This window comes from Achromobacter sp. SLBN-14 (assembly GCF_006715415.1).
GTDB lineage: Bacteria > Pseudomonadota > Gammaproteobacteria > Burkholderiales > Burkholderiaceae_B > Achromobacter > Achromobacter mucicolens.
Map to the genome: position 1 here is coordinate 5,384,842 of NZ_VFNE01000001.1, position 23,883 is coordinate 5,408,724.

A 23,883-nucleotide genomic window follows, 5' to 3' on the forward strand; every position below is an offset into this window, starting at 1 on the left:
GCCTCTACAATGTGAGATTGATTGTTGTTCTCCGAGCTCTCTCGCCATGCGCGTTCTCGTCATCGAAGACGACCCCGACATTCTTGCCAATATCACGCATCACCTGACGCGCCGCGGCTACATCGTGGATTGCGCCGAGGATGGCCAGCGCGGCTATGCGATGGCGGCCACGGGCGAATTCGACCTGATCGTGCTGGACCTGATGCTGCCGCGGCTGGACGGTTACGCGCTTTGCCGCCGGTTGCGCACCGAGGCGGCGTGCAACACGCCCGTCATCATGGTCACCGCCCGCGACACGCTGGACAACCGCCTGACGGGATTCGACGCAGGCGCCGACGATTACCTGGTCAAGCCATTCGCGCTGGCCGAACTGGCGGCACGGGTCAAGGCGCTGCTGCATCGCGCCAGCGGGGCGGGCGCGTCCCGAGTCCTGCGCGTGGGCGACCTGACGCTGGATACCGGCACCCTGGCGCTGGCGCGCGCGGGTCAGGCACTGCGCCTGCCTCCGTCGCCGCTGCAATTGCTGACCTTGCTGATGCGCGCCAGTCCGGCGGTGGTCCACCGTACCCGGCTCGAAGAGGCGCTGTGGCGCGACTCCCCGCCCGACAGCGACAGCCTGCGCACCCACATCCACCAGATCCGCCACGTGGTCGACAAGCCCTACGACACGCCGCTGCTGCACACCGTGCATGGCATCGGCTACCAGTTGCGGCCCCCCAGCGATGGCTAGCCGCGGCGCACGCCCGGTGCGGCGCGGGCTGGCCCGCCACCTCGTGCTGACTTACCTTGCGCTGGCGCTGCTGGTGGCGGGGCTGCTGACCTGGCTGTCGGTCTGGAGCGTGGGCAAGCTGGAAGCCCACCTGCAACGCATCGACATGGGCATGGCGGTGGAACGGGTGCGGGGCGATTTTCTGGCAGGCATTGACCCGGGACGGCCGAACCGGTTCTTTCATGGCGATCCGGGCGGCGCGGCGTTTCCCGACTGGCTGCGGCCGCTGGCGCCGGGCTTTCACAAGATCGAGCGCAACGGCCGGGTGTGGCACGTGATGGTCGACGACCAGGACGGACAGCGCTATATGCTGCTGCGCGACTACACCGAGTACGAGCAGAATCAGTCGGCCTCCCACCTGACTGCGGTGACGGGGCTGGCGGCCAGTCTGGCGCTGGCGTTCGTGCTGGGCATCGTGGCCACCCGCCGCCTGCTGCGCCCGCTTGCGCGGCTGGCCGCGCAGGTCAACACACGCGGCGCGCAGCCGCCGCAGACCCGGCTGGCCGAAGACTATCCGCCTGACGAGATCGGCCAGCTCGCGGCCGCGTTCGACTCGACCTACAACCAGCTTGAGCAGGCGCTGCGGCGCGAGCAGCTTTTTACGGCCGATGTCGGGCACGAATTGCGCACACCGCTGATGGTGATCTCCAGTTCCTGCGAACTGCTGCGCGAAGAACATGGTCTGGACGCGGCGGGCCAGGCGCGGCTGGCGCGCATCGAAGCGGCCGCAGCCGACATGGGTGAACGGCTGGACACGTATCTGATGCTGGCGCGCGGGGGCGATGCCGCCGGCCTTTTTCCGCGCGAAAGCGCCGCGGACACCGCGCGCGGCCAACTGGCAGCCTGGTCGCCCGTGGCGCAGCGGCGCGGCATGCAGTTGACGCTGGAGACCGCCGGCGGCGACGAGCCCGCCTTGCTGTTTCCGGCGCCGCTCTTGCGCGCCGTGCTGTCCAACCTGATCCGCAATTCGCTGCAATATGCCGGGCCGCAGGCACGCGTCGCCATTACGGCGGGGCCTGATTTCGTGCAAGTCAAGGACGACGGTCCGGGGATTCCCGTGGAACGGCAGGCGTCGCTCTTCCAGCCATTCGTGCGCGGCGGACAGCCTGACGATGGCAACCTGGGGCTGGGGTTGTCGCTCGTCCAACGCATCTGCGAGCACCAGGGCTGGCGCGTGTCGCTGCATTCGCGGCCCGGGCAGGGTAGCCAGTTCCGCGTGGACCTGGCAGGACCCGCACCCACCCCGGCCGGGTAAATGGTGGCACCCGGCCGCGCGAGGGGGCGGGCAACACACCAGCGCGTCAAACAGGGACAAAATGTCTTGGAATAGTAATGTTATTACATTACTATTCTCGCTTTTTTCGCCCGGCGCGCGTCGCCGCGAGTTCCGCATTCCCCATGACTTCTTTCATTTCCCAACCCGCGGCCGCCCGGCTGCGCTCCATCGACGCGCTACGCGGCCTGGTCATCGTCATCATGCTGCTCGACCACGTGCGCGAGACGTTCTTCCTGCACCACCAGGTCGGCGACCCGATGGATGTGTCCGCCACGCCGCCGGACCTGTTTTTCTCGCGTCTGCTCGCGCATCTGTGCGCACCCGTGTTCGTATTCCTGACCGGTCTTTCGGCCTGGCTGTATGGCGCCAAGGCCGGCAACCGGGGCGCCACCGCGGCGTTTCTGGCCAAGCGGGGCGCGTTTCTCATTGCGCTTGAAGTCATCGTCGTGAACTTTGCGTGGACCTTTCAGTTTCCGCCCTCCGTTGTGTACCTGCAGGTGATCTGGGTGATCGGCCTGTCCATGTTGTCGCTGGCGGCCTTGCTATGGCTGCCGCGCTGGGCGCTGGTGTTGACCGGCGTGGCGCTGGTTGCCGGCCATAACGCGCTCGATGCCGTTCACTTCGCGGCAGGTCACGCCCTGCACGTGCCGTGGGCGGTGCTGCATGACCGCGGCTGGATCGAAGTAAGCGACACGCTGCGCCTGCGCACGTCGTACCCGTTGCTGCCGTGGATCGGCGTGATTGCGCTGGGTTATGCCGCGGGACCGTGGTTCCAGCCGGGGGCCGATGCGGCTGTGCGTCAGCGCCGTTTGTGGGCGGCGGGGCTGGCGGCTGTGGCGGGTTTCGTGGTGTTGCGGGCGATCAACGGGTATGGGCAGTCGCAGAAATGGGCGGTGCATGACGACGCGTTGCATACCGCCATGAGCTTTCTGAACATCACCAAGTACCCGCCGTCGCTGATGTTCCTGCTGCTGACGCTGGGCCTGGGACTGTGCCTGCTGGTGCTGATCGAGCGCGCGCAGTCGGCGGCGTGGGTTCGCGCGCTGTGCGTCTTTGGCGCGGCGCCCATGTTTTTCTATCTGCTGCACCTGTATGTGCTCAAGGCGCTGTATCTGGGCGGCGAAGCCATCTGGGGCCTGAACCAGGGCAAGTATTTCGGCGTGGATGGCATGGGCGCGGTGTGGCTGATCGCGATCCTGCTGGCGGTGGCGCTGTTCTGGCCCGTGCGCTGGTTCGGACGCCTGAAGGCGGCGCGCCGCGATATCGCCTGGCTCAAGTACCTGTGAGGCCGGCGATGGCGGTACGCAAGTGGGCTGCGGGCATCGTGGCATTGATGGCGCCGTGGGCTGCGCACGCCCAGCAGAACGCCGTGACGCTGTATGGCGTCGTGGACCTGAGCATCGCGGGCTTTTCCACGCAGGAGCGCGGCACGGCCATCAACATGCAGTCCGGCGTGCAGTCCGGATCGCGCTGGGGCCTGCGCGGCAGCGAAGACCTGGGCAATGGCCTGCGGGCCAACTTCCAGCTTGAAAGCGGCTTTCTTGCCAACAACGGCAACTCGGCGCAGGGCAGGCGCCTGTTCGGGCGTGCGGCGTGGATGGGCGTGTCCGGCGGTTTTGGCGATCTTCGGCTTGGCCGGCAGACCTCTGTGTCGTCGGCCACGCTGGCCGACTACGATGCGTTCCTGGCGTCGTATCTGATCACCGGCGCGCAGACCGCGCTGCTGCCGTACAACGCCAATCGCGCAGACAACATGGTGGCCTACTGGAGCCCCTCTGTCGGCGGGCTGCGCGCGGGCGTCGATGCCAGCCTGGACTACGACGGCGGGGGCGGGTTCCAGACCGCGTCCACCAACAAGCTATACAGCGCCGCCGTGGTGTTCGACCAGCCGGGCTATTCGATCGCCGCCACCTACGAAGGCGCAAGCTGGGCGGACGGCACGGCGCAATCGGCCGCCATGACCCGGGCAGGCGCCGACCGCCGGCCCTACGCCTACACGCTGGCCGGCCGCGCCACGGTGGATGCGTTCACGCTTTATGCAGGCTGGTCGGTGATGCGCAACGGCTCAACCATCCCGGCGGTACAGTCACCCGGTCAGCGGGTGTACTTCCCGGGCAGCACGGTGCACGGCGTGATGGCGGGCGCTGCCTGGCGCAATGGTGCGAGCACCGTGATGGCGTCGTGGCAGGGCAGCCTGCCGGGCGGCGGGGCGCTCGACCGCGATGGCGCCACGCATACCCAGCAGATCTATTCGGCGGGCTACGTCTACGACCTGTCCAAGCGTACGAACGTGTACGCCATCTACGGCTACATGCGCGGCGCCTGGGACGATCCGTCCTGGCATCAGTCCCAGTACGCGGTGGGCATGCGCCACCGCTTCTGACCGCGCCCGGCGCACGTCCACGAAAAAGCCGCCTGATGAAGGCGGCTTGACGATCTGACGGAGCGGCTATTCGTCGCCTCAGTGCAGGATCTGACTCAGGAACAGCTTGGTCCGTTCGCTCTGCGGATGATCGAAGAAGTCGTCGGGGTTGTTCTCTTCGATGATCTCGCCGCGGTCCATGAAGATGACGCGGTTGGCAACCTTGCGCGCAAAGCCCATTTCGTGCGTCACGCAGATCATCGTCATGCCGCTCTCCTGCGCCAGCGTCACCATCACGTCCAGCACTTCCTTGACCATTTCCGGGTCCAGCGCCGAGGTGGGCTCGTCAAACAGCATGACCTTCGGGTTCATGCACAGCGAGCGCGCGATCGCCACGCGCTGCTGCTGGCCGCCCGAGAGCTGGCCGGGGAACTTGGCGGCCTGATCCGGGATGCGCACGCGCTCCAGATACTTCATGGCGGTGGCCTCGGCCTGGGCGCGCGACTGCTTGAGCACCCACATAGGCCCCAGCGTCAGGTTTTCCAGCACGGTCAGGTGCGGGAACAGGTTGAAGTGCTGGAACACCATGCCGACCTCGCGGCGGATGGTCTCGATGTGCTTCAGATCGCTGGTCAGCTCGGTGCCGTCGACGATGATCTGGCCCTTCTGGTGCTCTTCCAGCCGGTTGATGCAGCGGATCATCGTGGACTTGCCCGAGCCCGACGGGCCGCACACCACGATGCGCTCGCCCTGGGCGACGTTCAGGTTGATGTTGCGCAGCACGTGGAACTGGCCGTACCACTTGTTCACGTCCTGCAGACGAATGATGGCATCGGACATGCCTGTTCTCCTTCGGGTTTACCGGGCGTGCCCGGTGGCCAGGCGCTGCTCGAGCGCGCGGCTGTATTTGGACATGGAATAGCAGAAGACGAAGTAGATGAGCGAGATGAAGAGATAGGCCTCCACCCCGAAACCTCGCCACGCCGCGTCGGACAGGGCCGCCTTGGCCGCCAGCGTCAGGTCGAAAATGCCAATGATGACGACCAGCGACGTGTCCTTGAACAGGCTGATGAAGATGCCCACCAGCGGCGGGATCACGATCTTGAGCGCCTGCGGCAGGATGATCTTGCGCATCTGCTGCCAGTAGTTCAGGCCCAGCGAATCCGCGCCTTCGTACTGGCCCTTCGGGATGGCCTGCAGGCCGCCGCGCACCGTTTCCGCGATGTAGGCCGCGGCGAACATGATGATCGCGATCTGTGCGCGCAACAGCTTGTCGATGGTGAAGCCTTCCGGCAGGAAGAGGGGCAGCATGACCGACGACATGAACAGCAGGCTGATGAGCGGCACGCCGCGGATCAGCTCGATGTACACGACGCACAGCGCCTTGATCGCCGGCATCTTGGACCGGCGGCCCAGGGCCAGCAGCACGCCGACCGGAAACGCGAAGGCGATGCCGAAGGTGGCCAGGATCAGGGTCAGCGGCAGGCCGCCCCAGCGGGCGTTTTCGACGTAGGTCAGGCCAAACACGCCACCCCACATCAGCACGGCCACCGCCGCCAGGCCCAGCGTCCAGATGAGCGCCAGCTTGCCGTTCCAGAAACGGCGCATGCCGCTTGCCACGATCACCGCGATCAGGATGCCGGTGGCGATCAGCGGACGCCATTGCTCGTCGAATGGATAGGTGCCGAACAGGATGAGCCGGTGCTTTTCGATGATGAACGCCCAGCACGCGCCGCCGGCCGCGCGGCATTCCTGCGCATTGGTGGCGTCAAAACTGGCCTTGATGAAGGCCCATTCCACCAGCGCCGGCAGCGCCATCAAGAGGCACCATGCCAGCAGCACGGTGATCAGGATGTTGAGCGGCGAGGAGAACAGGCGCGACCGCATCCAGGCCCAGGCGCCGCTTTGCGCGCCGGGCGGGGCGAGGTCGGCGCCCAGGGTTTGCGTAGTGCTGCTCATCTCAACGCTCCACCAGCGCGATGCGCTTGTTGTACCAATTCATGAATATCGAGATCGACAGGCTGACCGTGAGGTAGGCGGCCATGATGATGAGGATGCCTTCGATGGCCTGACCGGTCTGGTTCAGCGTGGTGTTCACGACAGACACGATGTCCGGATAGCCGATCGCCACTGCCAGCGAACTGTTCTTCAACAGGTTCAGGTACTGGCTCGTCATCGGGGGGATGATGACGCGCAGCGCCTGCGGCAGGATCACCAGGCGCAGCACCAGCCGGCGCGGCAGGCCCAACGATCCGGCGGCTTCCCACTGGCCGTTGTTGACGGCCTGGATGCCGGAACGCACGACTTCGGCGATGAAGGCGGACGTATAGACGGTCAGACCCAGGAAGAGGGCGACGAACTCCGGCGTCAGCGTCAGGCCGCCGACAAAGTTGAAGCCCTTGAGCGCCGGCATGTCCAGCGTCAGCGATGCGCCGCTGGCCAGCCACCCGATGACGGGAAACGCGATCAAGAGACCGATGGCCACGCGGCCCAGCCGGAAAGGCTGCCCCGTCGCTTCCTGGCGCTTCGTGGCCCAGTGGCTCACGGCGATGATTGCCACGATGGCCAGCGCCAGTCCGCCCAGCACCCAGTCCAGCGACGCGCCTTCCAGCCCCGGCACCTTCAGGCCGCGGTTGGAGATGAAGACGCCCGGCAGCGGGTTGTGCGCCTGGCGCGGCCCGGGCATGTTCTCGGTGATGAGCGCATACCAGAAGAAGAGCTGCAGCAAGAGCGGCACGTTGCGCATCACCTCGACGTAGACCGAGGTGATCTTGTTGACCAGCCAGTTCTTGGACAGGCGTCCGATGCCGATGAACACGCCCAGGATGGTCGCGGCCACCAGCGCCAGCAGCCCCACGCGCAGCGTGTTCAGGATGCCGGCGAAGATGGCTCGTCCGTAGGTATCGGCGGGCGAATAGGCGATGACGGTTTCGCCGATGGCAAAACCGGCCTCGCGGTTCAGGAAGCCGAAACCCGTCGCGATGTTGCGCAGCGACAGGTTGTGCAGCGTGTTGTGCACCAGGAACCAGACGGCGGCCCCGACCAGCGCAAGGGCCAGCGCCTGGTAGACCACCGCGCGGGTGGCCGGGTCATTCCACGAAACCCGGCGCGGCGGCCGTGGCGCCGGGCGTTGAGCAATATGCTGCGCCACGGCTCAGCCCGCCATCAACGCGCCGACGGCAGCGGCCAGGCGGTCCATGCCCTGTTCGATGACCTCGGTGGAGGTCGCGAACGAGAAGCGGACGTACGGCGACAGCCCATACGAACCGCCGTCGATCACGGCCACGCCGGCCTCGCGCAGGAAGAACAGGCTGACGTCCAGGTCGGTCTTCAGCTCGCCGTCTGGGCCTTGACGGCCGATCAGGCCCTGCACGTTGGCGTACACGTAGAACGCGCCGTCCGGCATGGCGCACGAGATGCCGGGGATGGCATTCAGCCGGCTCACGATGAGTTCCCGGCGCTTCTTGAAGATCTCGACCATTTCCGTGACGCTGGACTGATCGCCTTCCAATGCGGCCTGCGCGGCTGCCTGCGAAATCGCGCTGGGGCACGACGTGCTTTGCGACATGACGGTGCTCATGGCCTTGATCAGATCGGCCGGGCCGGCGCCGTAGCCGACGCGCCAGCCGGTCATGGCGTAGGACTTGGACATGCCGTTCACGATGAGCGTGCGGCCGATGAGTTGCGGTTCGACCTGCACGGGCGAAGCGTGCGCCTGGCCGCTGTAGGTGAAGGGCGCGTAGATCTCGTCGCTCAGGATCCACACTTGGGGATGGCGCACCAGCACGTCGGTCAGCGCGCGCAGTTCGTCCGCGCTGTAGACGGCGCCGCTGGGGTTGCTGGGCGAATTCAGGATCAGCCAGCGCGTGCGCGGCGTGATGGCCGCTTCCAGCGTGGCCGCGTCCAGCTTGAAGCCTTGCGATTCGGGGCCGGTCACCACGACCGGCTTGCCTTCGCCCAGCAGCACCATGTCGGGGTAGGACACCCAATACGGCGCGCAGACGATGACTTCGTCGCCCGGTTCCAGGCTGGCCGTCAGCGCGGCCGCGATGATCTGCTTGGCGCCCGCGCCCACGGTGATCTGGTCCATGCCGTAGCGCACGCCCAGGGTCTGTTCGAGGCTGTTGGCAATGGCGGTGCGCAGGCCCACGGTGCCGTTCGGGCTGGTGTAGCGGATGTCGCCGCCCGCGATGGCTTCCTGGCCGGCGCGCGCGATATGCGCGGGCGTGGGCATGTCGGGCTCGCCCAGCGTGAAGTCGGCGATCTCGCGGCCCTGGCGGCGGAGTTCGTCCACGACGATCTTGGCGGCCATGCTGGGCGAGGGTTTGATCTGTTTGAGTCGGGCGTTGACGATGCTGTTCATGGTGATGCTGTGTAAAAAGTGATCTGGCGCGGGGCGGGCCCGCGCGCCGGGGAAATGAAAGACGGCTCCGCGCAAGGCGGAGCCGTGTAGGCCGCGGGTTAGCGCACCGGCCAGCCGTACATCAGGCCGCCTTGCGTCCACAGCTTGTTCAGCCCGCGGTCCAGCTTGAGCGGGCTTTCCTTGCCCATCGCACGGTCATAGCTTTCGCCGTAGTTGCCGACCTGCTTGATGATGTTGTAGGCCCACTTGTCGTCCAGGCCCAGGTTCTTGCCCATGCCGGGCGTCACGCCCAGGATGCGTTGGACGTTGGGGTTGGTGCTCTTCAACATTTCATCGACGTTCTTGGACGTGATGCCGTATTCCTCGGCTTCCAGCATCGCGTTCAGCGACCAGCGCACGACGTTGAACCACTGCTCGTCGCCCTGGCGGACCATGGGGCCCAGCGGTTCCTTGGACAGGTTCTCGGTCAGGATTTCCCAGTCGTCGGGGTTGGCCAGGCGCGTGCGCATGTTGGCGGCGGTGTTGGACTTGTCGTTGGTGTAGGCGTCGCAGCGGCCCGATTCCAGCAGACGGAAGTTTTCGTCGTAGTTCTCGACCAGCACCGGCTTGAAGGTCAGGCCGCGGCTGCGGAAGTAGTCGGCCAGGTTCAGTTCGGTGGTGGTGCCAGGCTGCACGCAGATGGTCGCGCCGTCCAGTTCCTTCACGCTCTTGACGTTCATTGCCTTTTTCACGATCAGGCCCTGGGCGTCATAGAAATTCACGCCCACGCCGATCAGGCCCAGCGTGGTGTCGCGGGTCAGCGTCTGCGTGGTGTTGCGCGACAGCATGTCGATCTCGCCGGACTGCAGCGCCGTGAACTTCGCCTGGGCGGTCAGCACATTGCCCTTTACCTTGGAGGCGTCGCCGAACATGGCGGCGGCGACGGCGCGGCACATGTCCACGTCCAGGCCGGTCCATTCGCCCTTGCTGTCGAGCACCGAGAATCCGGGGATGCCGGCAAAGCCGCACTGCAGGAAGCCCTTTTTCTTGACGGCGTCAAAGGTCACGCCGGCTTGCGCGCCGGAAGCAACGCACAGCAGGGTCGCCGCAATGGCGGAGCTCAGAAACTTGCGCATGGAGATTTCTCCTGGAGATCGAAAAAAGTTAGGAAAAGCGGAAGGGACGGAAACGGCCAAGCGTGCGGGGGCCGCCCCGGCAGGCCGGGGAGGGCGCGTCGCGCATTCGGACGGGGTAAGGCAATAAGGAGGAAGGGTGGCCGACGGGGCCGGTCAGGCGGTGCGCCGGTGGATGCGCGTGGCGTAAGGGAGATACGTACTGCGGAGGGTAGGAATCGGGCTCATCGGCGGCACTGGTACGGCAGGTCTTACAGTCGCGGAAGACGCCGGCGGTCACGAGGCCAACGTCGTATTACGTTATGCAATAAGACGTATGATGACAGCCGTCATACAAGTAAACAAGTAAGGGGATTCCCGTAATTGGCGTTACGGGCAGGGGGGTAAACGTCGGGATTAAGCCGCCGGCGGATGCGACAGCAGCTTGCGGTAGCGCGCAATGCTGTCGCCCAGATGGCGGGCCATGGCGGCCCGTGCGGCGCCGGGATCGCGGCGCATGATGGCGGTCAGGATGGCTTCGTGCTCGCGCACGTTGCGGGTTTCGTACGTTTCAAGTTCTTCGGGCGTCTTGCCGCCGTGCTTGATGTTCAGATCCAGCATCACGTCGCGCACCGCGGCCTTCAGCAGCGCCGGAAAGTGCGGGTTGTTCGACGCGCGGGCGATCGACAGGTGAAATTCGTAGTCGGCCTTCACGGCCGCTTCCATGTCGCGCGTGGCGCGGTTGAAGGCATCGAAGGCTTCCACGATGCTGCTCAGGTCCGAGGCGCTGCGGCGCTCGGCCGCCAGGCCACAGGCTTCCACTTCGAGACCCGCGCGCAATTCCATGATGTGCAGCGCCCAGCGCGGATCCGTCGCGGGTTCGACGACGAAATCGATGGGTTTTTCGCGGTCTTCGGTGACGAAGACGCCGATGCCGGGTTTGCTGACCAGGCGCCCGCTCAGGCGCATGGAGGCCACGGCTTCACGAATGACGGTGCGGCTGACTTCGAATTCGTCGCAGAGCGCGTGCTCGGAAGGCAGCTTGTCGCCGGCGCGGTACTGGCGCGCATCAAGGCGCTTGGTCAGTTCCTCGATGACGAAATCGGTCAGGCGCGAGCGGGGAGGCCGGGCGGGAGTTTGCATTGTCTCTCTTATGGGAAATCGCTGCGGGCAAGGCGTGGCAGCCTTGGCGCAGCCGCAAGTTTACGCGTTCCTGGAATGCCTCGCGGGTGTCCGGCCCATCGGGATTGGCCACGCGCAAAGGACGCGGCCGCAGGAAGCGAGAGGGCCATATGACAACATACGGGGCGGATTCCGCCAACTTTTCTTTGCATCAATAAGCAAAACGCCCTCCATGGGAGGGCGTTTGGGCAATCAGGCTAGCATGGGCTTACTCGGCGCCGGACTTCTTGATCAGGGCGTCCAGCATTTCCATTTCTTCGCCGGTCAGGTCGGTCAGCGGCGCGCGCACGGGGCCCGCGTCGTGGCCCACCAGCTTGGCGCCGGCCTTGACGATGCTGACGGCGTAGCCGGCCTTGCGGTTACGGATTTCCAGGTACGGCAGGAAGAAATCGTCCAGCAGGCGGTTGGTGGTGTCGCTGTCGCCGGCGGCGATGGCGTTGTAGAACTCCATGGCCATCTTGGGCACGAAGTTGAAGACGGCCGACGAGTAGACCGGCACGCCCAGCGCGCGGTAGGCGGCGGCGTAGACTTCGGCGGTGGGCAGGCCGCCCAGGTACGAGAAGCGGTCGCCCATCTTGCGGCGGATGCGGACCATGGATTCGATGTCGCCGATGCCGTCCTTGAAGCCGACCAGGTTGGGGCAGCGGTCCGCCAGGCGGGCCAGGCTGTCGGCCGACAGGCGCGATTGGGCACGGTTGTAGACGATGACGCCGATGTTGACCGACTTGCAGACCTGTTCGACGTGGGCGGCAATGCCGTCCTGCGAGGCTTCGGTCAGGTAGTGGGGCAGCAGCAGCACGCCCTTGGCGCCTTGGCGCTCGGCTTCCTGGGCGTAGGCGATGGCGGTGCGGGTGGGGCCGCCGGCACCGGCCAGGATGGGGACCTTGCCCTTGCAGGTCTGGACGGCGGTGCGGATGACGTCCGAGTATTCCTCGGGGGCCAGCGAGAAGAACTCACCGGTGCCGCCGGCCGCGAACAGGGCGGTGGCGCCGTAGGGGGCCAGCCATTCCAGACGAGCCGCGTAGCTCTTGGCGTTGAAATCGCCGTTCTGGTCGAAGTCGGTCACGGGGAAGGAAAGCAATCCTTCCGAGACGATGGCTTTGAGTTCCTGGGGAGTCGTCATGGCTGTCTTCCAAATAAGAGAAAGGGGTATGAAAAGGCGGTGATGCCGTGGCCGCGGCGTTATCGAACCCGCGATGTATGTCATCGTACAACATACAAGGTCGTACTACAACGGCTTCGTGGAGAAGATGTTGTCGTACAACAAGTTCGCGGTTCGCACTGGATATAGGAATTTCCCTAGATTGATCGCGAAAAGCCGCCACGCTATCCTCGCGATTCATTGTCGTACGACAACGTACAAGAACGACGACAATTCCATATCTCTAGGAGACAAGTTTGAAGGCATTTCCCCTGTTGAGCCGCCTGTCGGCCGTCCTGGCCGTCGCCACCGCGTTTGCCGCACCCGTCCACGCCGCCGATGACTGGCCGTCCGCCAAGGCCATCACGCTGGTCGTTCCGTTTGCGGCCGGGGGCACGTCCGACATCCTGGGCCGCCTGATCGCGCAGGAACTGGGCACCACGCTCAAGCAGACCGTCGTCGTTGAAAACAAGGGTGGCGCCGGCGGCGTGCTGGGCGCCGACGCGGTTGCGCGGGCCAAGCCGGACGGCTACACGCTGCTGTTGGGCACGATCGCCACGCATGCAATCAACCCGTCGCTGCTGCCCAGCATCAACTACAACGCCGCCAAGGATTTCTCGCCGGTCATTCTGCTGGGCAGCATTTCCAATGTGCTGCTGGTGGGCGCCAACCAGCCGTATAAGTCCGTGCAGGACGTGGTTGCGGCCGCCAAGGCGAATCCCGACACGATCGCGTTCGGCTCGGCCGGGCAGGGCACGTCGCAGCATCTGTCGGGCGAAGTGTTCAAGCAGCTGACGGGCGCGCACCTGACGCACGTGCCGTACCGCGGCAGCGCGCCGGCCATTTCGGACCTGATCGGCGGCCAGATCCCCAGCTCGTTTGAAACCGCCCTGGTCGCGCTGCCTTACGTGCAAAGCGGCAAGGTGCGCGCGCTGGCCGTGACGTCGGCCAAGCGCACCGCCGTGCTGCCCGATGTGCCCACCATGCAGGAAGCCGGGGTGCCGGGCTTCGACGTGAGCAGCTGGCAGGCCATCTACGCACCGGCCAACACGCCGTCCGCCGTGGTCGAAAAACTGAACAAGACCATTGCCGAGATCGTGGCCAAGCCGGAAGTGGCTGCCAAGATGCAAGGCCTGGGCCTGGCCTACACGCCGAACACGCCCGCCGAGTTCACCGCGTTCCAGACGGCCGAGCAGGCCAAGTGGGCAAAGATCATCGCCGACGGAAAACTCAAGCCGCAGTGATCGCGTGGCATCATCTCCTTGCTCGGTGTCTGACACCCATTGAACGTCTGCCGCAAGCCGCAGGCGATCTCCACAGGGTGTCAGACACCGCCTTTGCGCTGCGCACTTACCGAGACCCGCTGGCCGCCGCCAGCAGCACGCCAAACGCGACCAGCAGCCCGCCAAAGATCCGGTCTATCCAATGGCGCACGGCCAGCAGCCGTTGGCGCACGCCGTCCGACGAAAAGCACATCGCCACCAGGCAGAACCACGTCACGTGCGCCAGCGAAATGAAGGCGCCATAGCCAACCTGCACCGCCGGCGGCGTATCGGGCCGCACGACTTGCATGAAGAGACTCACGATGAAAACTGTGGTCTTGGGATTCAGCGCGTTGGTCAGAAAGCCCGTGCGCAGCGCCGCCAAGTCCGACATTGCCGCCGCGGGACGGCGACTGTTGCCGCTGCCAGGCCGCGTGCGCAGCATTTTCATGCCCAGATACACCAGATAGGCCGCACCCGCCAGTTTGATGGCGTTGAACAACCACAGCGATTGCTGGATCAGCAGCCCCACGCCGACCAGCGTGTAGCCGACGTGTACCAGCACGCCCATGCCGATGCCCAGCGCCGTCAGCACGCCGGCGCGCCGCGACAGCATCAGGCTGTTGCGGGTGACCATCGCAAAGTCCGGCCCCGGACTGATGACGGCAAGCACCGTGATTGTGATGACAGCTATCAGTTCGGTCATGGCGTATCCTGTCGCGAAATATCAATGGCGTGCATCCTAGCAACGGGACTGAAGGACGTATAACGATGGTTTCTGACAGCAATGGTGAGCTGGAATCACCATCCTCGGACGCGCGCCTGCCGTCTCTGCTGGCGCTGCGTTGCTTTGAGGCCGCGGCGCGCCACGAAAACTTCAGCCGCGCGGCCGCGGAGCTGCATCTGACGCATGGCGCGGTCAGCCGGGCGGTGCGGTTGCTGGAGGACGACCTGGGCGTGGCGCTGTTCGAGCGGCGTAGCCGCCGCGTATTCCTGACGGATGCCGGGCGCACCCTGTCCGGCGCAGTGGGCAGCGGCCTGGACTTGATGCGGCAGGCGGTGAGCGAACTGCGCGCCCGCGCCCGCAGCGGGCGTCGTTGGGTGCTGTCATGCGAGCCGACCTTGCTGATGCGCTGGCTGATCCCGCGCTGGCCCGATTTTCAGGCCCGGCATCCGGACATGGAAGTGCACCTGGTCGCGGGTGGCGGGCCGTTCTCATTTGGAAGCGGTATCGACCTGGCTATCCGCCGCGACGACTTCACCTGGCCGGTCAGCCATCACGTCGAGCCCCTGTTTGCGGAAAAGGTCGGCCCGGTGTGCCATCCCGGCAAGCTGGCGGACTGGTTCGACGACAGCACAGCCGGCGGCTCGTTGAAGTCTGGCGCGCCGCTGCTGCACACGCGCACGCGGCCAGACGCATGGCGCGAATGGGCGGCCGCGGCCGGTAACCCGGCGCCAGATGCGCCCGGCCAGACATTCGATCATTTCTATTTCAGTCTGCAGGCAGCGGTCGCGGGCCTGGGCGTGGCCATCGGCCCGTGGCGGCTGGTGCGCGACGATCTGGAAAGCGGCGTGCTGGCCGCGCCCATGGGTTTCGTCGAGGATGGATCGCGCTATTGCCTGTTTGCCCCGCAGCCGCTGCCGCCGGGCAGTCCGCAGGCGGCGCTGCTGGACTGGCTGCGCAAGGCCGCGTAGTGCCGAAGGGGCAGGGAATGGCGAAAGGCCCGAGGGGGACGTCCGAAAGCCGGACGTCCCCCTCGGGCCGGTGTTGTCAGCCGGACCTCGCGGTCCGGCCCAGCGTTACGGCGTCACGCGATCAGGCGTTGGCCAGCTTGCCGTCGACCATGCGCGTCAGGCCCAGCGGGTTGGCGCGCTTGATGCCGTCGGGCAGCAGGGCGTCGGGCAGATCCTGATAGCAGACCGGACGCAGGAAGCGGCGGATGGCAGTGGCGCCCACCGAGGTCGAGGCCGGGTTCGAGGTGGCCGGGAACGGGCCGCCGTGAACCATTGCGTGGCTGACTTCCACGCCGGTCGGGTAGCCGTTGGCCAGGATGCGGCCGGCCTTGCGTTCCAGCACGGGCAGCAGCGCGCGGGCGGCGTCCACGTCGGCATCGTCCACGAACAGCGTCGCGGTAAGTTGGCCTTCCAGATGCTCGGCCACGGCGCGGACCTGCGCTGCGTCCTTGCACGCGACCACCAGCGAGGCGGGGCCGAACACTTCGGCTTCCAGTTCGTGCGAAGCCAGGAACTGGTCCGCGCTGGCGCCAAACACCACGGCGCCCGCGGCGTTGCAAGCCGGGTTGGACGGCTCGCCGCGGCCGACGGTCGACACGCTGGCGTGGCGCGCCAGCGCGTCCGCGCCTTGCTCGTAGGCCGAGAAGATGCCCGGCGTCAGCATGGTGGCGGCGCCCTTGGCTTTCACGGCTTCGGCGGCGGCCTGGCGGAAACGATCCAGTGCCGGGCCTTCGATGCCGATCACCAGACCCGGGTTGGTGCAGAACTGGCCCACGCCCATCGACAGCGAATCCACGAAGCCCTTGGCGATGGTCTCCGCACGGGCTTCCAGCGCGGCGGGCAACAGGAACACCGGGTTGATGCTGGACATTTCGGCGTAGACGGGAATCGGCACGGGGCGGGCGTTGGCGGCGGCCACGAGCGCCAGGCCGCCGCGGCGCGAGCCGGTGAAGCCGATGGCCGTGATGGCCGGATGCGTTGCCAGCGCGGTGCCGATTTCATTGCCGGCGCCGAACAGCAGCGAGAAGGTGCCTTCGGGCAAGCCGTGCTTGGCCACTGCCTGCTGGATGGCACGGCCGACCAGTTCGGACGTCCCGGGGTGCGCGTTATGCGCCTTGACGATTACCGGGCAACCGGCAGCCAGTGCCGAGGCGGTGTCGCCGCCCGCCACCGAGAAGGCCAGCGGGAAGTTGCTGGCGCCGAACACGGCTACCGGGCCGAGCGGAACGTTGGCCAGGCGCAGGTCGGCGCGCGGCAGGGGCTGGCGTTCGGGCTGGGCCGGATCGATGGTCGCGTCCAGGAAGTAGCCGTCGCGCACCACGCGGGCGAACAGGCGAAGCTGGCCGACGGTGCGGCCGCGCTCGCCCTGCAGGCGGGCGACGGGCAGGCCGGTTTCCAGGTGCGCGCGCTCGATCAGCGCGTCGCCCAGCGCCAGGATGCCTTCGGCGATGCTTTCGAGGAATTGGGCGCGCGTCTCCAGCGGCAGCGCGCGATACGGATCGAACGCGGCACGGGCCAATTCGGCCGCGCGGGACACGTCGTCGGCGGAGCCGGCGGGGTAGGCGGGGTCCAGGCGTTCGCCGGTGGCGGGGTTGATGGCGTGTTGGGCAGCGCCCGCGCCCAGGACGGCGGTCGAGCCGATCAACATCTGGCCGGTCAGGTTCATGGTCATCTCCAAAAATTCATAGGCGCCGATCCAGGGGATGGGCGGTTTCGCCCCGACGGGTCCGGGGAAAAAAATGCCCCCGGACCGGGGGCAGACAGAAGGCGTCGGTGCAGACCGATTATTCGGCGCCGGACTTCTTGATCAAGGCGGCGAGCATTTCCATTTCTTCGCCGGTCAGGTCGGTCAGCGGCGCGCGCACGGGGCCCGCGTCGTGGCCCACCAGCTTGGCGCCGGCCTTGACGATGCTGACGGCGTAGCCGGCCTTGCGGTTACGGATTTCCAGGTACGGCAGGAAGAAATCGTCGAGCAGGCGGTTGGTGGTCTCGCTGTCGCCGGCGGCGATGGCGTTGTAGAACTCCATGGCCATCTTGGGCACGAAGTTGAAGACGGCCGACGAGTAGACCGGCACGCCCAGCGCGCGGTAGGCGGCAGCGTAGACTTCGGCGGTGGGCAGGCCGCCCAGGTACGAGAAGCGGTCGCCCATTTTGCGGCGGATGCGGACCATCGATTCGATGTCGCCGATGCCGTCCTTGAAGCCGACCAGGTTGGGGCAGCGGTCCGCCAGGCGGGCCAGGCTGTCGGCCGACAGGCGCGACTGGGCGCGGTTGTAGACGATGACGCCGATGTTGACCGATTTGCAGACCTGCTCGACGTGGGCGGCAATGCCGTCCTGCGAGGCTTCGGTCAGGTAGTGGGGCAGCAGCAGCACGCCCTTGGCGCCTTGGCGCTCGGCTTCCTGGGCGTAGGCGATGGCGGTGCGGGTGGGGCCGCCGGCGCCAGCCAGGATGGGCACCTTGCCCTTGCAGGTTTGGACGGCGGTGCGGATGACGTCCGAGTATTCCTCGGGGGCCAGCGAGAAGAACTCACCGGTGCCGCCGGCCGCGAACAGGGCGGTGGCGCCGTAGGGGGCCAGCCATTCCAGACGAGCCGCGTAGCTCTTGGCGTTGAAATCGCCGTTCTGGTCGAAGTCGGTCACGGGGAAGGAAAGCAATCCTTCCGAAACAATGGCCTTGAGTTCCTGCGGAGTCGTCATGTTGCGCTCATCCCAAAATGGCCGTCGCAGGCGGAGAGGGTGCTTGCGAACGGGATGCGGTGGTAAAAGGTGAGTCATCGTACAACATGATTTTGCTGGATTCAAGGTGTCCACCCAGCTGAAGCGGCATCTACAAGGGGAAACCCGAAATTCCTTTCCGATGCCTTTCAGCGATATTCTCTTGGTTGTACGATAACGTACGGTGCCCGCAGCGGGGCATCCATCAGGCAAAAGGATTCAGCATGCAGGTTGCAGTCGAGCAGACGCCCGTTCTCATCAAGATTCATCCCGACGACAACGTCGCCATCGTGGCCAACGACGGCGGCTTACCGGCCGGAACCGTTCTGCCCGACGGGCTTCAGTTGGTGGACGCCGTGCCGCAAGGCCACAAGGTGGCCCTGACCGATCTGGCAGAGGGCGATGAGGTCAGACGCTACAACGTGGTGGTGGGCTACGCCGCCAAGTCCTTGCCGCGCGGCAGCTGGATCAACGAGCGCGTCACGACGATGCCGACCGCGCGCACGCTGGAAGACCTGCCGGTGTCCACGCGCGTGACGCCCCTGCCGCCGCTGGAGGGCTATACGTTCCAGGGCTACCGCAACGCGGACGGCACCGTGGGCACGCGCAACATCCTGGCCATCAGCACCACGGTGCAGTGCGTGCAGGGCGTGGTCGAACATGCGGTCGCGCGTATTCGCCGGGAACTGCTGCCGCTGTACCCGAACGTGGACGACGTGGTGGGCATCGAGCACACCTACGGCTGCGGCGTGGCCATCGACGCGCCTGGCGCCGCGATTCCGATCCGCACGCTGCACAACATCGCCCGCAACCCGAATTTCGGCGGCACGTCCATGGTGGTCAGCCTGGGCTGTGAAAAGCTGCAGCCTGAACGCCTCTTGGCGCCCACCGCCATTCCGATCCGCGCCGGCGAAGGCATGGACGGCAACGGCGTGGAGACGATCGTGCTGCAGGACGAAGAGAACATCGGCTTCGATTCGATGATCCAGCTCATCATGCGCACAGCCGAGCGCCACCTGCAAAAGCTCAACGCCCGCCAGCGCGAAACCTGCCCGGTATCCGACCTGACCGTCGGTGTGCAGTGCGGCGGAAGCGACGCGTTCTCCGGCGTGACCGCCAACCCGGCCGTGGGTTTTGCGACCGACCTGCTGGTGCGCGCCGGCGGCACCGTGATGTTCTCCGAAAACACCGAAGTGCGCGATGGCATCGACCAGCTCACCGCCCGCGCCGAAACGCCCGAAGTCGCCGACGCGCTGATCCGGGAGATGGCCTGGTATGACGCGTACCTGCAGCGCGGCATGGCCGACCGCAGCGCCAACACCAGTCCGGGCAACAAGAAGGGCGGTCTGTCCAACATCGTCGAAAAGGCGATGGGGTCGATCGTCAAGTCCGGTTCCTCGCCCATCCACGGTGTGTTGTCGCCCGGCGACCGCCTGACACGCAAAGGCCTGATCTTTGCGGCCACGCCTGCCAGCGACTTCATCTGCGGCACGCTGCAACTGGCCGCGGGCATGAACCTTCACATCTTCACCACCGGCCGCGGCACGCCTTATGGGCTGGCGCAGGTGCCGGTCATCAAGGTCGCCACGCGCTCCGCGCTGGCGCGCCGCTGGCACGACCTGATGGACGTGGATGCGGGCGTGATCGCCACCGGCCAGGCCTCGATCGAGGAAGTGGGCTGGCAGCTCTTTCAGATGATGCTGGACGTCGCCAGCGGCAAGAAGCAGACCTGTGCGGAAAAACTCAAGCTGCACAACGCCCTGGCGCTGTTCAATCCGGGCCCCGTGACCTGATCGCGGATCCGTCCCGTCCGTAGCGCCATCGCAAAAGAAAACCACCGAGAGGAGACAGCCGATGGAAATTGACCCGCAAGTCCAGGCCGGCCGGCGCCGGCTGCTGGGCGCCGCGCTCGCACTGGGGCCCGCCAGCCTCGTGCACGCACAGTCATTCAGTTTCACCCCGCAGCAGCGCTATCCGGATCCCTCGGTCCGGATCCTGGACCCGGAATTCTCCAAGTACCGCATCTACAGCAGCAGCGTGGAGCAGCTGGCAACCGGGTTCCGCTGGCTGGAAGGGCCGGTGTGGTTTGGGGACGGGCGTTATCTGCTGGTTTCGGACATTCCCAATAACCGCATCCTGCGCTGGGACGAGACCACGGGCGAGATCAGCGTGTTCCGCCAGCCGTCCAACTTCAGCAACGGGCTTGCCCGCGACCGCCAGGGCCGCCTGCTGGCCTGCGAGCATCTGACGCGCCGCGTCACGCGCACGGAGTACGACGGCAGCATCACGGTGCTGGCCGACCGCTTCGACGGCAAGCCGTTCAATTCGCCGAACGACATCGTTTGCCAGCGCAATGGCGCCATCTGGTTCACGGATCCGCCGTTTGGGATCGGCGGGCACTGGGAGGGCGACAAGGCCACGCCTGAGCTCCCGCATTCGGTCTATCGCATCGATCCGGCCAATGGCCGTGTGACGCTGGCGCTGGCGGATCTGGCCGGGCCCAATGGCCTGTGCTTCTCGCCCGACGAAAAGGTGCTCTACATCGTGGAGTCCCGCCACCAGCCCAACCGCGTGATCTGGGCTTTCGATGTGGGCACGGACGGCGCGCTGACGAACAAGCGCCTGCACGTCGATGCGCAGGGCCCCGGCGCCATCGACGGCATCAAGTGCGACGAGGCCGGCAACCTGTGGTGCGGCTGGGGCAGCAACGGCTCGGCCGACGCCAAGGCCGAGGAGCTGGACGGCGTGATGGTCTTTAACCCCGCCGGCAAACCCATTGGGCACATCCGGCTGCCCGAGCGGTGCGCCAACTTGTGTTTTGGCGGCGCCAAGCGCAACCGCCTTTTCATGGCGAGCAGCCATTCGCTCTATGCCCTGTACGTGGAGACCCGCGGCGCGGCGTAGGCATATCCCCACCGCGGCCTCACCTGGCCGCGGGACACTTCAACACACATACCAATCAGTGTGGAGACAGCATGAACCCGAGCAAAAGACAGTTCCTGGGCAGCGCCGCGGCGCTTTGCCTGACGCCGCTGGTGCCGGCGTGGGCCCAATCGGCGCAATGGCCGACGCGCCCCGTGCGCATCGTGGTGCCTTACCCGCCCGGCGGCTCGTCGGACATCATCGCGCGCATCCTGGCGCCCCGGCTGGCCGAAGTGCTCAAGCAGACCGTGGTCGTCGAGAACAAGCCCGGCGCCAACGGCAACCTGGGCGCCGGTCTCGTGGTGCAGTCGGCGCAGGAAGGCCATACCGTGCTGCTGTGCGACGTCGGCGCGCTGGCGATCAGCCCGTCCGTCTACACCAAGCTGACCTTTGATCCGTCCAAGGACCTTCGCGCGGTGGGCATGCTGGCGTATTCGCCGCACGTGCTGGCCGTGCATCCCGACGTGAAGGCCAACACCGTGCAGGATCTGGTCGAGCTGTCCAAGAAAGAACGCATCAACTTTGCCGTCACCGCAATCGGCAGCGCGCCGCACCTGGCGGCTGTCGCGGTTCAGCAGGCGACCGGCGCGCAGTGGGAATACGTGCCGTACAAGGGCGGTTCGCAGGCGGTCACCGACACCATCGGCGGCCAGACGCAGATCATCATGAACGGGCTTCTGGCCACGCTGCCGCACATCAAGTCCGGCAAGCTGCGCGCGATCGCGATTTCCAAGAGCGAGCGCATGAAGCTGGTGCCGGACATTCCCACCATTTCCGAGCAGGGCGTGAAGGGCTTCGAGTCGGGCACGTGGCAGGGCGTGATGGCCCCGTCCAACATGACCGACCCGGTGGCCGCGCAACTGCAGACGCTGATGGCGCAGATCGTCACCCAGCCGGACGTCACGGCGCAGTTGAACGAGCAGGGCGCCGAGATCGTCACCAAGAGCCCCGCAGAGCTTGCGCAGTTCTTCGGCAGCGAGCGCGCCCGCTGGGCCAAGGTCGTTGCCAGCACCTACATCCGCCTGGATTGATCGGCCCGGCCCGCGCCTTGCTAGGGGCGGGCGTTCGGGGGCACACTGGGATCGTGTCCGGGCTTCGGTCTGGACCGATTCCCGTGGAGCCTAACGATGAAATCCCTGTTCGCCGCGGCGGCCTTGGGGTCGCTGACGGCGCTGTCCGCCTTGGCAAGCGCGCCCGCAATCGCGCGCGATCCGCTGCCCACGGCGCCAAAGCCGCCCGCCTCGGCGCGCACCATACCAGACACGTGTCTGGGCACCGACTGCCCGCGCATCGTGGACCCGGGCAAACTCAATCGGGACTGCCTGGGCACGTCATGCCCGGGCTCTCGCTATCCTCCCGCGACGGAAACGCCGGTGCGGCCTCAGAATCAACCGGGGCTTAAACCTCCCACGCGGACATGGCTGCCGCCCATGCCGCCGCGGCCTGGCCAAGCCCCCGTGGGCCCGCTGACGCCCGCGCCGGCATTGCCTCGATAGATCCGAAAAGGCCACACGCCGCAGGTATGATGGCTTCCTTGCACCTGATCCACTTCGCCTTGGCCAACGCACGCCGGGCTTCCTGACAACGACATCCCATGAACGACCGCCTGCAGCAGACCCTGCGCCGCTTCGACGAGTACAACGCCGCCGATCCCAATGTGTTCACGTGGGAAGGCCAGTCCTGTCCGCAGGAGCTGTTTCTTGCGCAGAGGCTGCACGAATGGGTGATGAAGCTGGCGCCTGACGCGTCCGAGCCGCTGGTCCTGGCGTCCCGGTGCCAGCACATCGGCCGTTGGGAAATCGCGCGCGCCAGCTATCCTGAAGGGCGCATCGGTTACCTGACGTGGCGCAAGGCGTTGGCCAGGCACCACGCGGCAATCGCGCAACAGATCATGCAGGAAGCCGGCTATCCGCAAGAGGACTGCGACCGCGTGGCGGCGATCCTGATGAAGCAGGGAATCAAGCAGGACCCGGACGTGCAGGTGATGGAGAACGCGCTGTGCCTGGTGTTTTTGCAATACCAGTACGAGTCGTTTTATCCCGCTCACGAAGACAAGATCGTCGAGATCCTGCGCAAGTCGCTGCTGAAGATGGATGGCGCGGGGCATCAACAGGCCATGACGCTGACCTATTCGGACCAGGGCATGGGATACATCAAGCAGGCGCTCGCCGCGCTAGAAGCGGCGGCCTAGCAGCCTTTAGCCAGATGCAAACAGGCCTGCGGCAGGCCGGGAATGGATTTCCCGGCCTGCCGCAGGCCTGTATCGCTTTTGGCGGGCTTACTCGGACGCTTGGGGCGTGACGTCGGAGGACGCGACGTCCGCGGGCGTCGCGCCTGCGGCCTTCGTATCTGCGGCCTTCGTGTCCATAGAAGTCGCGTCGGCGGATTGCACGTCGGCAGGCTTCACGTCGGCAGGCTTCACGTCGGCAGGCGCGGCGTCAGCAGCGGGTGCTGGCGTCTGTTCGGCGGACGCCTGGGCCTTTTTCTCGGCGCGGGCGCGCGCGGCGTTGCGGGACGCGTTGCGCGATGCCATGCGCTTGGCGTGGCGCGCTTCGTTGGCCGTCACGGCGCCGGCGGGTTCGCCGTTCAGATCCACGCGCGGCGCGTCTTCGACCATGCTGGCCCAGTAGCGGCGGCCATCGCACCACGTCTTGACGGCTTCCTTGATCTGCGCCTCGTCGAGCTGCAATTGCTCGGCGTGTTGCACCAGGTCCGCCAGCACGCCCAGCTTGAGCGGCAGCTTGGGCGCGGGGTTCTTGGGAAAGGCCTTGGGAAAGTGCCGTTGCAGGCGCGAAATGGCGACGACCACGGGATCGACCGGCGTCTCGCGCTTTTCCGGACGCGGCGCACGCTGGCCCTTGTCACCGCCTTGCGCGCGCTTGGCCTTGTCGCCGGTCTGCGGACGCGGACCCTTGGCGGCGCCCTGCGGGCGGCGCGGCTTGTCGGTGCCTTGCGGACGCGATTCGTTTTTCGAGCCTGCCTTGTCAGGCGACTGCTTGATAAGCAATTCCCGGATCGCGGCTAATTGTTCTAGTCCCATGTGCTACACAAAAAAAAGGTTGAG

21 protein-coding genes are annotated in these 23,883 nt (G+C 66.2%); 10 read left to right on the top strand and 11 right to left on the bottom strand.

Annotated features, from left to right (window positions below; all coding sequences use genetic code 11):
- Positions 1 to 46: 46 nt before the first annotated feature.
- From FBY20_RS24655 to FBY20_RS24670, 4 genes are all read left to right on the top strand, one after another.
- A complete protein-coding gene (locus tag FBY20_RS24655; protein WP_142055145.1) occupies positions 47 to 730 on the top strand; it encodes a response regulator transcription factor in 684 nt (227 codons plus the stop codon).
- Positions 723 to 2,024, top strand: a complete 1,302-nt coding sequence (locus FBY20_RS24660) for a HAMP domain-containing sensor histidine kinase (protein ID WP_142055148.1) — start codon at positions 723 to 725, stop codon at positions 2,022 to 2,024. Before FBY20_RS24655 ends, FBY20_RS24660 begins: the two co-directional genes overlap by 8 nt.
- 143 nt (positions 2,025 to 2,167) lie before the next feature.
- Positions 2,168 to 3,331 carry a DUF1624 domain-containing protein gene (locus FBY20_RS24665; RefSeq protein ID WP_142055150.1) on the top strand — a complete coding sequence of 388 codons (1,164 nt, stop codon included), beginning with the start codon at positions 2,168 to 2,170 and terminating at the stop codon, positions 3,329 to 3,331.
- A gap of 8 nt (positions 3,332 to 3,339) precedes the next feature.
- Positions 3,340 to 4,428: a porin gene (locus tag FBY20_RS24670; RefSeq protein ID WP_142055152.1), complete on the top strand. Its 1,089-nt coding sequence runs from the start codon at positions 3,340 to 3,342 to the stop codon at positions 4,426 to 4,428.
- 78 nt (positions 4,429 to 4,506) lie between these two features.
- Here FBY20_RS24670 and FBY20_RS24675 read toward each other — a convergent pair whose 3' ends face one another.
- From FBY20_RS24675 to kdgD (FBY20_RS24705), 7 genes are all read right to left on the bottom strand, one after another.
- Complete coding sequence (locus tag FBY20_RS24675) at positions 4,507 to 5,247, bottom strand: amino acid ABC transporter ATP-binding protein (RefSeq protein WP_056318048.1); 741 nt, start codon at positions 5,245 to 5,247, stop codon at positions 4,507 to 4,509.
- Between the two features lie 18 nt (positions 5,248 to 5,265).
- Entirely contained in the window at positions 5,266 to 6,366 is a 1,101-nt protein-coding gene (locus FBY20_RS24680) for an amino acid ABC transporter permease (protein ID WP_056318045.1), read from the bottom strand.
- Between the two features lies 1 nt (position 6,367).
- Positions 6,368 to 7,558 carry an amino acid ABC transporter permease gene (locus FBY20_RS24685; protein WP_142055154.1) on the bottom strand — a complete coding sequence of 397 codons (1,191 nt, stop codon included), beginning with the start codon at positions 7,556 to 7,558 and terminating at the stop codon, positions 6,368 to 6,370.
- Between the two features lie 3 nt (positions 7,559 to 7,561).
- Complete coding sequence (locus tag FBY20_RS24690) at positions 7,562 to 8,770, bottom strand: aminotransferase class I/II-fold pyridoxal phosphate-dependent enzyme (protein WP_142055156.1); 1,209 nt, start codon at positions 8,768 to 8,770, stop codon at positions 7,562 to 7,564.
- Positions 8,771 to 8,868: 98 nt separating this feature from the next.
- The gene (locus FBY20_RS24695; RefSeq protein WP_056318040.1) at positions 8,869 to 9,885 is read right to left on the bottom strand and encodes an amino acid ABC transporter substrate-binding protein; all 1,017 of its coding nucleotides are present in this window, start codon (positions 9,883 to 9,885) and stop codon (positions 8,869 to 8,871) included.
- Between the two features lie 393 nt (positions 9,886 to 10,278).
- The gene (locus FBY20_RS24700) at positions 10,279 to 11,004 is read right to left on the bottom strand and encodes a FadR/GntR family transcriptional regulator (protein WP_056318037.1); all 726 of its coding nucleotides are present in this window, start codon (positions 11,002 to 11,004) and stop codon (positions 10,279 to 10,281) included.
- Positions 11,005 to 11,251: 247 nt separating this feature from the next.
- Positions 11,252 to 12,166, bottom strand: a complete 915-nt coding sequence (kdgD, locus tag FBY20_RS24705) for a 5-dehydro-4-deoxyglucarate dehydratase (RefSeq protein WP_062839416.1) — start codon at positions 12,164 to 12,166, stop codon at positions 11,252 to 11,254.
- A 275-nt stretch (positions 12,167 to 12,441) separates the two neighbouring features.
- Between kdgD (FBY20_RS24705) and FBY20_RS24710 the strand changes: the two genes are divergently transcribed.
- Complete coding sequence (locus tag FBY20_RS24710) at positions 12,442 to 13,428, top strand: tripartite tricarboxylate transporter substrate binding protein (RefSeq protein WP_056322782.1); 987 nt, start codon at positions 12,442 to 12,444, stop codon at positions 13,426 to 13,428.
- A gap of 106 nt (positions 13,429 to 13,534) precedes the next feature.
- Here FBY20_RS24710 and FBY20_RS24715 read toward each other — a convergent pair whose 3' ends face one another.
- A complete protein-coding gene (locus FBY20_RS24715; protein ID WP_142055158.1) occupies positions 13,535 to 14,152 on the bottom strand; it encodes a LysE family translocator in 618 nt (205 codons plus the stop codon).
- A 65-nt stretch (positions 14,153 to 14,217) separates the two neighbouring features.
- Here FBY20_RS24715 and FBY20_RS24720 point away from each other — a divergent pair, with 65 nt between their 5' ends.
- The gene (locus FBY20_RS24720; RefSeq protein WP_142055160.1) at positions 14,218 to 15,141 is read left to right on the top strand and encodes a LysR family transcriptional regulator; all 924 of its coding nucleotides are present in this window, start codon (positions 14,218 to 14,220) and stop codon (positions 15,139 to 15,141) included.
- A 121-nt stretch (positions 15,142 to 15,262) separates the two neighbouring features.
- Here the strand turns inward: FBY20_RS24720 and FBY20_RS24725 are convergent, their stop codons facing one another.
- A complete protein-coding gene (locus FBY20_RS24725) occupies positions 15,263 to 16,846 on the bottom strand; it encodes an aldehyde dehydrogenase (NADP(+)) (RefSeq protein ID WP_142055162.1) in 1,584 nt (527 codons plus the stop codon).
- Between the two features lie 118 nt (positions 16,847 to 16,964).
- Positions 16,965 to 17,879, bottom strand: a complete 915-nt coding sequence (gene kdgD / locus FBY20_RS24730; RefSeq protein ID WP_142055164.1) for a 5-dehydro-4-deoxyglucarate dehydratase — start codon at positions 17,877 to 17,879, stop codon at positions 16,965 to 16,967.
- A 242-nt stretch (positions 17,880 to 18,121) separates the two neighbouring features.
- Here kdgD (FBY20_RS24730) and garD point away from each other — a divergent pair, with 242 nt between their 5' ends.
- The 4 genes from garD to FBY20_RS24755 all read left to right on the top strand — a co-directional run bounded on the left by garD (position 18,122) and on the right by FBY20_RS24755 (position 23,010).
- On the top strand, positions 18,122 to 19,690 hold the full coding sequence (garD, locus tag FBY20_RS24735) for a galactarate dehydratase (protein ID WP_142055167.1): 1,569 nt from the start codon (positions 18,122 to 18,124) through the stop codon (positions 19,688 to 19,690).
- A 61-nt stretch (positions 19,691 to 19,751) separates the two neighbouring features.
- The gene (locus FBY20_RS24740) at positions 19,752 to 20,801 is read left to right on the top strand and encodes an SMP-30/gluconolactonase/LRE family protein (protein ID WP_056318032.1); all 1,050 of its coding nucleotides are present in this window, start codon (positions 19,752 to 19,754) and stop codon (positions 20,799 to 20,801) included.
- Positions 20,802 to 20,872: 71 nt separating this feature from the next.
- Positions 20,873 to 21,850: a tripartite tricarboxylate transporter substrate binding protein gene (locus FBY20_RS24745; protein WP_142055169.1), complete on the top strand. Its 978-nt coding sequence runs from the start codon at positions 20,873 to 20,875 to the stop codon at positions 21,848 to 21,850.
- A 563-nt stretch (positions 21,851 to 22,413) separates the two neighbouring features.
- Entirely contained in the window at positions 22,414 to 23,010 is a 597-nt protein-coding gene (locus FBY20_RS24755) for a DUF4202 domain-containing protein (RefSeq protein WP_142055171.1), read from the top strand.
- 87 nt (positions 23,011 to 23,097) lie between these two features.
- On the opposite strand, the gene FBY20_RS24760 is transcribed toward FBY20_RS24755, so the two are convergent.
- Positions 23,098 to 23,859: a ProQ/FinO family protein gene (locus FBY20_RS24760; protein ID WP_255452481.1), complete on the bottom strand. Its 762-nt coding sequence runs from the start codon at positions 23,857 to 23,859 to the stop codon at positions 23,098 to 23,100.
- Positions 23,860 to 23,883 lie beyond the last annotated feature (24 nt).

Coding starts and splice junctions, on each gene's coding strand:
- FBY20_RS24695 (WP_056318040.1), bottom strand. CDS start 9,885: ATGCGCAAGTTTCTGAGCTCCGCCATTGCGGCGACCCTGCTGTGCGTT.
- FBY20_RS24760 (WP_255452481.1), bottom strand. CDS start 23,859: ATGGGACTAGAACAATTAGCCGCGATCCGGGAATTGCTTATCAAGCAG.
- FBY20_RS24745 (WP_142055169.1), top strand. CDS start 20,873: ATGAACCCGAGCAAAAGACAGTTCCTGGGCAGCGCCGCGGCGCTTTGC.
- FBY20_RS24665 (WP_142055150.1), top strand. CDS start 2,168: ATGACTTCTTTCATTTCCCAACCCGCGGCCGCCCGGCTGCGCTCCATC.
- FBY20_RS24755 (WP_142055171.1), top strand. CDS start 22,414: ATGAACGACCGCCTGCAGCAGACCCTGCGCCGCTTCGACGAGTACAAC.
- FBY20_RS24725 (WP_142055162.1), bottom strand. CDS start 16,846: ATGAACCTGACCGGCCAGATGTTGATCGGCTCGACCGCCGTCCTGGGC.
- FBY20_RS24700 (WP_056318037.1), bottom strand. CDS start 11,004: ATGCAAACTCCCGCCCGGCCTCCCCGCTCGCGCCTGACCGATTTCGTC.
- garD (WP_142055167.1), top strand. CDS start 18,122: ATGCAGGTTGCAGTCGAGCAGACGCCCGTTCTCATCAAGATTCATCCC.
- kdgD (WP_142055164.1), bottom strand. CDS start 17,879: ATGACGACTCCGCAGGAACTCAAGGCCATTGTTTCGGAAGGATTGCTT.
- FBY20_RS24715 (WP_142055158.1), bottom strand. CDS start 14,152: ATGACCGAACTGATAGCTGTCATCACAATCACGGTGCTTGCCGTCATC.
- FBY20_RS24680 (WP_056318045.1), bottom strand. CDS start 6,366: ATGAGCAGCACTACGCAAACCCTGGGCGCCGACCTCGCCCCGCCCGGC.
- FBY20_RS24670 (WP_142055152.1), top strand. CDS start 3,340: ATGGCGGTACGCAAGTGGGCTGCGGGCATCGTGGCATTGATGGCGCCG.
- FBY20_RS24655 (WP_142055145.1), top strand. CDS start 47: ATGCGCGTTCTCGTCATCGAAGACGACCCCGACATTCTTGCCAATATC.
- kdgD (WP_062839416.1), bottom strand. CDS start 12,166: ATGACGACTCCCCAGGAACTCAAAGCCATCGTCTCGGAAGGATTGCTT.
- FBY20_RS24690 (WP_142055156.1), bottom strand. CDS start 8,770: ATGAACAGCATCGTCAACGCCCGACTCAAACAGATCAAACCCTCGCCC.
- FBY20_RS24660 (WP_142055148.1), top strand. CDS start 723: ATGGCTAGCCGCGGCGCACGCCCGGTGCGGCGCGGGCTGGCCCGCCAC.
- FBY20_RS24675 (WP_056318048.1), bottom strand. CDS start 5,247: ATGTCCGATGCCATCATTCGTCTGCAGGACGTGAACAAGTGGTACGGC.
- FBY20_RS24740 (WP_056318032.1), top strand. CDS start 19,752: ATGGAAATTGACCCGCAAGTCCAGGCCGGCCGGCGCCGGCTGCTGGGC.
- FBY20_RS24720 (WP_142055160.1), top strand. CDS start 14,218: ATGGTTTCTGACAGCAATGGTGAGCTGGAATCACCATCCTCGGACGCG.